General features: G+C 77.2%; 6 protein-coding genes and 1 pseudogene. 3 read left to right on the top strand and 4 right to left on the bottom strand.

The features are described from left to right. The coding region (locus ACYVKY_RS05395) for a DUF3376 domain-containing protein (protein ID WP_460433947.1) at nucleotides 1–2884 on the bottom strand (2884 nt) is incomplete at its 3' end. Between the two features lie 151 nt (nucleotides 2885–3035). Here ACYVKY_RS05395 and ACYVKY_RS05390 point away from each other — a divergent pair. Then, the gene (locus ACYVKY_RS05390) at nucleotides 3036–4112 is read left to right on the top strand and encodes an SGNH/GDSL hydrolase family protein (RefSeq protein WP_460433946.1); all 1077 of its coding nucleotides are present in this window, start codon (nucleotides 3036–3038) and stop codon (nucleotides 4110–4112) included. 200 nt (nucleotides 4113–4312) lie between these two features. After that, the gene (locus ACYVKY_RS05385; RefSeq protein ID WP_460433945.1) at nucleotides 4313–5254 is read left to right on the top strand and encodes a hydroxymethylglutaryl-CoA lyase; all 942 of its coding nucleotides are present in this window, start codon (nucleotides 4313–4315) and stop codon (nucleotides 5252–5254) included. A gap of 45 nt (nucleotides 5255–5299) precedes the next feature. Here ACYVKY_RS05385 and ACYVKY_RS05380 read toward each other — a convergent pair whose 3' ends face one another. After that, nucleotides 5300–5506: a BldC family transcriptional regulator gene (locus ACYVKY_RS05380; protein WP_460433944.1), complete on the bottom strand. Its 207-nt coding sequence runs from the start codon at nucleotides 5504–5506 to the stop codon at nucleotides 5300–5302. 213 nt (nucleotides 5507–5719) lie between these two features. On the opposite strand from ACYVKY_RS05380, the gene ACYVKY_RS05375 reads away from it, so the two are divergent. Continuing rightward, nucleotides 5720–6832, top strand: a complete 1113-nt coding sequence (locus ACYVKY_RS05375; RefSeq protein ID WP_460433943.1) for a Glu/Leu/Phe/Val dehydrogenase dimerization domain-containing protein — start codon at nucleotides 5720–5722, stop codon at nucleotides 6830–6832. Nucleotides 6833–6971: 139 nt separating this feature from the next. Here the strand turns inward: ACYVKY_RS05375 and ACYVKY_RS05370 are convergent, their stop codons facing one another. Together ACYVKY_RS05370 and ACYVKY_RS05365 are read right to left on the bottom strand one after the other, a co-directional pair. Beyond that, the gene (locus tag ACYVKY_RS05370) at nucleotides 6972–8552 is read right to left on the bottom strand and encodes a chaplin family protein (RefSeq protein ID WP_460433942.1); all 1581 of its coding nucleotides are present in this window, start codon (nucleotides 8550–8552) and stop codon (nucleotides 6972–6974) included. A gap of 98 nt (nucleotides 8553–8650) precedes the next feature. After that, a pseudogene (locus ACYVKY_RS05365) lies at nucleotides 8651–8843 on the bottom strand (hypothetical protein); the annotation flags it as partial.

The raw sequence follows: 8843 nt of genomic DNA, 5'->3' as shown, positions 1-8843 counted from the left end.
CGCGGCGCCACCGCCCGAGCACCGGCAGGTCGGCCGCGAGCGCCGGCTCGTCGTCCGCCGCCTCCCGCCAGGCCGAGACCACCGCGCCCCAGCGCCGCTGCGCGTGCAGCGCCCGCGCCACGACGGCGGCACCGGAGACGGCGAGGACGGCCAGCAGCGCGACGAGCCACCCGCGCTCCCAGGTCTGCACGGCGTCGAGCCGGGCGGCCCGCCCCGGCGTCCCGGCCAGCACGAGCAGGGCGAGCACGGCCACCAGGGCGGCGGGCCGCACGGCCAGCGGCGCGACCACCAGCAGCGGTCGCACCGCCAGCAGCAGGGCCGCCCGCACCAGCGACGCGAACGAGCGCCAGTCCGGCGGCACGCGGACGCCGCGGGGGGCGGACAGCGGCCACACCCCGCGGAACAGCAGGTGCACCATCCGGCTCGCGACCGCGAACCGGTACCCCGGGTGCAGGTCGGCCAGGGCGGGCTTGGGGCCGTCGTGGGTGCCCGCGCCGTCCCACACGCCCTGCTGCGCGGTCGCGACGTCGTCGTCACCCCCACCCAGCAGGCGCACCAGGCCGGCGGCGGCGTCGGCCCGTCCCCACGTCCAGTCGTGACCGCGCCAGCCCTGGTGCAGGAACCCCGCGAAGTTGGCCAGCTGGTTGCCCGCGAGCTTGGTGCGGGCGCTGACCCTCGGCAGCCCGGCCAGCTCGCGCACCTGCCGGTCGAGCACCTGCGGGCTCGAGGCACCGTGACCGACCAGCTGCGTCACGTGCGACCGCAGGGCGTCCAGCTCGACGGCGGGGCAGGCGAGCCCGGTCGGCTCGTCGCCCGTGACGCGCGCGAACCGCACGCGCGAGGCCGTGCCGGGCGCGCCGCCGGAGGCCGCGAGCGCGGCGACCACCACGGGCACGGGGACGCTCGCGAGCGGTGCCGAGGCGAGCGCCGGGTAGACCGACCGCGACCACCAGCCGTCCCCGGGCGCCGGGCGCACCCCGACCAGCGCGTCGCGGGCGGCGGCGGCGACCTCCCACCCGCTGTCGAGCAGGGTGGTGGCGTCGGGCGCACCGGGGTCGGCGGACGGCCCGTCGAGCAGCAGCTCGGCCCAGGCGTAGAAGCTCCACGGCTGCGGGTCGTCGGGGTTCGGCGGGGTGTCGTCGAGGGCGGCGAGGAGCTCCTCGGTCGAGCAGCGCGCGGCCCGCTCGGCGGCCGGCGCCACCACCGTGAGCAGCTCGCCGAGGTCGGCGGGCACCGGCCGCAGCGAGCCGGACGCGACCAGCGCCTCCCCGCGCGCCCTGGTCTCGCCCGCGAGCTCGCGCAGCCGGTAGAGCCGCGGCTTCCAGGCGCCGAGGAGCGCGAGGTCGTCGGCGGCGACGTCCGCCTCCTCGAGCGCGCGCGCCCAGGCGATCAGCGTCGTGGTGGCGGCCACCAGCGCCGTGGCGTCGTGCGCGAGCTCGGCCGGCGGCACCGCGTCGTAGAGCGCCACGACGTCGTCGGCCAGCCGCTGGGCGGCGTCCTGGGTGAGGCCGCGCAGGTCGGTCGGCGGCACCGTCGTGCGCATCAGGTGCAGGCCGGGCGCCGTCAGCAGCCGTGCGAGCCGCGCGGAGTCCGACGCCGCGCGGGTGCGCGCGTACCGCACCAGCAGCTCGTCGGTGTCGACCTCGCCCGGGCCGACCAGCCACGGCGCGAGGGCGTCGTGGCGTCCCCGCGCGGCGTTCTCGGCCTCGTTGTGGGCGCGCACCAGCGCGACCTCGTCGTCGGCGTCCTCCTGCCGCTGCTTGAGCGAGAGCGCGCGCAGCACGACCGGGAGGAAGCCGGTCGCGGTCGTCGCCCGGTCGGCCGGGAGGGCGCCGAGCAGCGGCGGGCTCGGGTCGAGGTAGAGCAGCGTCCGGGCGGTCGGGGTGCTCGCCGGTGAGTCCTGCACCGCCTCGAGCGCGCGCGCGATGGGGATGTTGTCGAACACGCCGCCGTCGACGACGGCGAACGGGGTGCCGTCGTCGCGGGTCTCGCTGAACACCCCCCGCAGGGACGGCCGGCCGTCCGCGTCACGCGGTCGCGACGTGGCGGCGGACGCCGACGTCGTCGGCACCGACGACGGCTCGAACGCGCCGGGGAACGACGAGGTGGAGCGTGCGGCGAGCGCGAGACGCTCGACGTGCCAGACCATCTCGTCGGACACGGCACCGTCGGCCGCGGGCGCGTCGGCAGGGCCGGGGACGTCGGTGAAAGCCGACCCGAGCGGCGCCGCCCGGCGCCGGAAGTGGAACCCGGCGGTGTGCGGACGGGATGCCTGCTGCCGGCGGAGCAGCCCGCCCAGCGACAGGCCACCGGCCGCGCCGGTGTCGAGCAGGGTGGCCGACAGGTCGACGGTCAGGTGCCGGACGGCGTGGTCGACGCCGTCGGGCGCCGGCGCCGCCGCGGCCTGCTCGAGCAGCTCGTCGCGCACCGCGGCGTAGAACACCCGGTCGCCGTGCAGCAGCGACACCACCCGCCCGCGTCCGGTCTCGCGCAGCAGGTCCCACAACCCGCCGCGCCGGCGCCAGACCCCCTCGAGCCACCCGACCTCGAGCCCGAGCGCCTGCACGTACCCGTAGACGACCGCGTTCAGCCCGCCGGCGCTCGCCCCGGCGAGCACGTCGACGGTGACGTCGTCGTACCCGGCGGCGTGCAGCAGCCGCAGGTAGGTGCGGGCACGCTGCTGCGTGGCGCCGTCGCCGGTCGGGGCGAGACCGGCGCGCTCGCGCGCGGCGGCGCGACGGAGCAGGTCGATCTCGGCGACGGCGCCGCCGATCCACACCGCGAGCGACACCCCGCCCCGCATCGCCAGGGCCAGCCGGAGCTGGCGGGCCGGGCGGGCGGCGGTGGGCCCGGACGGGGACGACGGGAGTGACGGGTCCGGCACGCGGGCGATCGTGCCACCGCCCGCCGACGGCACCCGGCAGGTCGGGACCCTGGGCCCAACTTCCGCCCGACCTATCCCTTTTCGTCCGTGTTTCTGCCAGGCTCGCGGAGGTCGCCCCGACGACGTGGCGGCCTGACCACTCGGAGGAACCGTGAACGCACGCTCGCACGCCGGGGTCGCCCGGCGCCTGATGCTGGCCTCCGCCGGCGCCGCCGCCGTCCTCGTCGCCGGGTTCGCGCTGCCCGCGCAGGCCGACGCACCGTCCTACGTCGCGCTCGGCGACTCGTACTCCTCGGGCCTCGGGACGCGTTCGTACGTCGACGACGGCACCGGCTGCCAGCGCTCAACCCAGGCCTACCCCGCGCTGCTGGCCGCCTCGCGCGGCTACACCCTCGACTTCCGCGCCTGCTCCGGCGCGACCGTGCCCGACGTGGTGGGCACCCAGCTCGGCGCGCTGTCGGCGTCCACCGCCGTCGTCACGATCTCGGTCGGCGGCAACGACGCCGGCTTCGCCGACGTGCTCACCGAGTGCGCGCAGCCCGGCTGGATGAGCGACTGCGACGGGGCGGTCGACGGCGCCCAGGCCGTCATCACCGGCCAGCTGCCCGGTTCGCTCGACGCGCTCTACGCCGACATCGCGGCGCGGGCGCCCGCGGCCGACGTCCAGGTGCTCGGCTACCCGCGGCTGTTCATGGGCGAGGACTGCAACGCGTTCACCTGGTTCTCCCCCGAGGAGCAGGCCCGGCTCAACGCCACCGCCGACCTCGCGAACAGCACGATCGCGGCGGCCGCGTCGCGGGCCGGCTTCGGCTTCTCCGACCCCACGTCGGCCTTCACCGGCCACGCGGTCTGCGACGACCCCGAGTGGGTGAACGGGCTGTCGAACCCGGTGAGCGAGTCGTTCCACCCGAACGTCGCCGGCCACCGCGACGGCTACGCGCCGCTCGTCGGCGGCGTGTTCCCGGGGGCGGCGGCCGCGATCACGACGGCCGACGAGGCCACCGCCGCGGCGTCCGCCGACGAGATCGTCGCCCGCAACGCCCCGTACGCCGCGCTCGACGCCCAGGTGGAGCCGAAGCGGTTCGTGCTGCCCGACCTCACCACGGCCGAGGCGGAGGCGGCCGCGGCGCGCGCCGGGGTCGACCTGTCCGACCGCGCGAGCGTCGACGCCGCCGACCGCCCGGCCTCGTCGACCGAGGCCGCGCAGCGCAGCGCGTCCGGGAGCTGACCGGCCCCTGCCGCCGGCCCGGCCACCCCTCGGCCGGGCCGGTGGCAGGAACGGCGCCGTCGGCAGCCGTCCGCCCGACGTGCTGCCGCGCGGCGACCACTCCGCGCACCTCGTGGTGACCTCGCACACGTCGGGACGTGTGCGAGGTGACCAGCACGTGCGCGACGTGGCGCCGGCAGGCCGGTGGCAGGATCGGGGACGTGAGCGACTCCCTGGTCCACCCCGTCTCCGGCGACCCGCTCGACGTGCTCGTCACCGAGGTCGGCGCCCGCGACGGCCTGCAGAACGAGGACACCGTCCTCGAGCCGGCCGTGCGGGCCGAGCTGGTGCGCCGGCTCGTGCGCACCGGAGTGCCGCGGGTCGAGGCGGTGTCGTTCGTGCACCCGCGCCTGGTGCCGGCGATGGCGGGGGCCGAGGAGCTCGTCGACGACCTCGGCCCCGACGGTGGCGCCGGCGTCCCGCTCAGCGGGCTCGTCCTGAACCGCAAGGGGTTCGACCGCGCCGTCGCCGCGGGCGTCGACGTCGTCAACTACTCGTTCCCGGTGAGCGAGGGGTTCGCCGCCCGCAACCAGAACACGACCGTGGACGCCGGCGTCGCCGCCTCGCACGAGATCGTCGCCGCCGCCCGCGAGCACGGCGTCCCGGTCGTCGTGACGCTCAGCGTCTCGTTCGGCTGCCCGTTCGACGGCGCGGTGCCGGTGGCGCAGACCCTCGCGGTGGCCGAGCGGGTGATGGAGGTGCCGCCCGACGAGATCTGCCTCGGCGACACGATCGGCGTGGGGGTGCCGCGGCAGGTCGTCGCGCTCTCGCGCGGGCTGCTCGCGCTCGGCGCGACCCCGGCGATGCACTTCCACGACACACGCGGGACGGGGCTGGCGAACGCCCGGGCGGCGGTGCAGGAGGGGGTGCGGCGGCTCGACGCGTCGGTCGGCGGCACCGGCGGGTGCCCCTTCGCCCCGCGGGCCACGGGCAACATCGCGACGGAGGACCTGGCCTACCTGCTCGCGGGCGACGGCCTGCGCACGGGGATCGACCTGGACGCGGTGGTCGAGGTCAACGAGTGGCTCGCCGAGCGGCTCGGCAAGCAGCTGCCCGCGCGGGTGGCGCGGGCAGGTGTGCCGGACTGGTTCCCCGCCGCCTGAGATCGACGGGGAACCGACCGGGTCGGACCGGTGGGTCCGGGGACGTCAGTCGTCGCTGCGCTGCGCCGGGATGCCGGACAGCAGCGAACGGACCTCGGTCTCGCGGTAGCGGCGGTGCCCACCCAGGGTGCGGATGGACGACAGCTTGCCGGCCTTGGCCCAGCGGGTCACGGTCTTGGGGTCGACGCGGAACAGCGCTGCCACCTCGGCGGGGGTCAGCAGGTTCTCGGTCTCGGTCGCACGAGCGGCCATCGGGGGGTCCTCCAGTTCCTCAGCCCGACCTCCACCAGGTCGGGACCGCGGGACCGGGCCCACACCCGGTCCCCGCGATGACGACCATTGTCGTCCCCTGGTCGGCATGTCCGCCATAGTCCGAATTGACTATCCCTGGGGTCGGTCCTACGGCGGATAGGGTGACGCCGCCCGCCCCGCGACCCGGGGGGCAGCCCCGAAGGAGCAATCGCCATGAGCGAGCACCCCGCCACGCCCACGACCACCCCGACGACCCCGTCCGCGTCCGTCCTGGACGTCGAGCACGAGCAGGTCGTCGTCTGCCACGACCGCGAGACCGGCCTGCGCGCGATCATCGCGATCCACAGCACCGCGCTCGGCCCCGCGCTCGGCGGCACCCGGTTCCACCCCTACGCCTCGATGGACGACGCCCTGCGCGACGTGCTCGCGCTGGCTAAGGGCATGTCGTACAAGAACGCGCTGGCCGGCCTCGACCACGGCGGCGGCAAGGCCGTCATCGTCGGCGACCCGCGCCGCGACAAGTCCGAGGCGCTGCTGCGGGCGTACGGCCGGTTCGTCGAGTCGCTCGGCGGTCGCTACGTGACGGCGTGCGACGTCGGCACCTACGTCGCCGACATGGACGTCGTCGCGAAGGAGACGCGGTTCGCGACCGGGCGCTCCGAGGTCGACGGCGGCGCGGGCGACTCCTCGGTGCTCACCGCCCTCGGGGTGTTCCAGGGCATGCGGGCCGCGGCCACCCACCTGTGGGGCGGGCCGTCGCTGGCCGGCCGCCGCGTCGGCGTCGCCGGCGTGGGCAAGGTGGGTCGCCACCTCACCGGGCTGCTCGTCGAGGACGGCGCCGACGTCGTCGTCACCGACGTCGACCGCGGTGCGGTCGACCACGTGCTCACCGCCCACCCGCAGGTCGAGGACGTGCCCGACACCGCCGCGCTGGTGCGCGAGGACCTCGACGTCTACGCCCCCTGCGCCCTGGGCGGCGCGCTCGACGACGTCACGGCCCAGGTGCTCAAGGCGCAGGTCGTCTGCGGGGCCGCGAACAACCAGCTCGCCCACGACGGCGTCGAGGACGCGCTGGCCGCCCGCGGCGTCCTGTACTGCCCCGACTACCTGGTGAACAGCGGCGGCGTGATCCAGGTGGCCGACGAGCGGCACGGGTTCTCCTTCGAGCGGGCCCGGGCCAGGGCCGCGACGATCCTCGACGCGACCCTGGCCGTGCTCGAGGAGGCCGCCGCGTCCGGGGTGACCCCGACCGCCGCGGCCGCCGCCCGCGCGGAGCGGCGGATGCGCGAGGTCGGGTCGTCCCGGCCCTGGCTGCCGGCTCGCTGACCCTCAGCGGGGCCGGCCCGACCTGATCCCGCCCGCCGGACCGGCCCGGCGCGGGCCCCCACCCGCGCCGGGACCGGTCCGCTCGGCCGGACGCAGGTCGACCGTCGTCCGGTCGGCCGGCGTCGGCCGGCGCGGAGGATCAGGACGTGCGTCGCGGAGCACGACGGCTCGTCAGCAGCGACCCGACCGCGACCAGCATCAGACCGGCCAGCAGCAGCAGCCCCGTGCGGGGCGCCCCGGTGTCGGCGAGGTCGTCCGCGGCCGCGCCGCCGACGGCACCGGCACCCGCCGCGAGCACGCCGCGGGCCAGGGTGCGGTCCGAGACCTCGCCCGGCTCCGGCGCACCGGGCGAGCCCGGGTCACCGGGGACGGGGTCGCCCGGGTCGCCGGGGTCACCGGGGTCGCCGGGGTCACTGGGGTCGCCCGGGTCACTGGGGTCGCCCGGGTCACCCGGGTCGCCCGGGTCGCCCGGCGCCGGCTCGCCCGGCGGGACGGTCGACGACAGCACGCACCCGGTCGTGGCGTCACCGAGGAGCCCGACGCCGATCCCGCAGACCTGCACCGGGAGCTCGGCCTCGGCGACGAGGTCGTTCCCCGAGCCCGTGCCGTCCGCGGGGGTCCCACCGGTGGGCGGGGTGCCCTCGTCCGGGCCGGTCGAGCCTCCGGTCGAGGCCTCGTCGCACGAGGCGGCCGCGTCACCGAGCACACCGACACCGACGCCGCAGACCTGCACCGGCACCACCGCACCCAGGTCCACGTCGTTCCCGGACGCCACGGCGTCGTCACCGGTCGGGGCGGTCCCTCCGTCACCGCCACCACCGGCCGACCCCTCCGACGACGCCTCGCCGCAGCTCGCGGCCGCGTCGCCGAGCACGCCGACACCGACGCCGCAGACCTGCACCGGCACCACCGCGCCGAGGTCGACGACGTTCCCGGACAGCAGGGCGTCGTCACCGGCCGCGGGCGCCGACGCGCCGGCGCCCGCCGTCCCCGCCGAGGTCGACGCCTCGCCGCAGCTCGCGGCCGCGTCGCCGAGCAGGCCGACCGAGACCCCGCAGACCTGCACCGGCACCACCGCGCCGAGGTCCACGTCGTTCCCGGACGCCACGGCGTCGTCACCGGTCGGGGCGGTCCCTCCGTCACCGCCACCACCGGCCGACCCCTGCGTCGAGCCCTCCGACGACGCCTCACCGCACGAGGCGGCCGCGTCACCGAACACGCCGACACCGACGCCGCAGACCTGCACCGGCACCACCGCGCCCAGGTCCACGTCGTTCCCCGACGCCACGGCGTCGTCACCGGTGGTGGCGGTCGTCCCTCCGTCACCGCCACCACCGGCCGACCCCTGCGTCGAGCCCTTCGACGACGCCTCACCGCACGAGGCGGCCGCGTCGCCGAGCACACCGACACCGACGCCGCAGACCTGCACCGGCACCACCGCACCGAGGTCCACGTCGTTCCCCGACGCCACGGCGTCGTCCGCACCGGCGGTCGACCCGGTGGACGCGCCACCGGTGGCACCGGTGGCCGAGGCGTCCCCGCAGGTCGCGGCGGCGTCGCCCACCGCCATCCCGCAGACCTGCACCGGCACCACGGCCGACAGGTCGATCCCGTTCCCGCTCAGCAGCCCGTCGTCGGCGTGGGCCGCAGCCGCACCTCCGAGGACCGCTCCCCCGGCCAGCAGGCCGGCGTACAGCACCCTTCTCACGACAGCGCGCACGGCTGTCTCCTTCCGCTCGTCCCGAGTGAGCGCGCACGGGACCCGTTCCCGTGCGCAGGCGTCCGGCCGACCGACGTGCGGTCGGCCACGGGACGGCGTCAGTCGGGGGTGGCGGGCGGAGCGGAGAAGGCCCCGGACGCGAGCGCGTCGTCGGGGTGAGCGGGCAGCGTCCCGGCCGGCGTCCAGCCGGTGCGCGGGCCCGCCTGAACGGCGCGGTCGCCCGCGCCGCCGGTCGGTGGGGTGCCGGAGCCCGACAGGCCCCCGGACGTGCAGGGTGCGGCCGGACCGGCG

It is taken from the genome of Angustibacter speluncae, from assembly GCF_054777815.1.
This window is presented reverse-complemented; position numbering and strand designations above follow the sequence as displayed.

Bases quoted from the DNA above. Each gene is read 5' to 3' on its own strand.
- ACYVKY_RS05380 (WP_460433944.1), bottom strand. From the start codon at position 5,506: ATGGCCGCTCGTGCGACCGAGACCGAGAACCTGCTGACCCCCGCCGAG.
- ACYVKY_RS05375 (WP_460433943.1), top strand. From the start codon at position 5,720: ATGAGCGAGCACCCCGCCACGCCCACGACCACCCCGACGACCCCGTCC.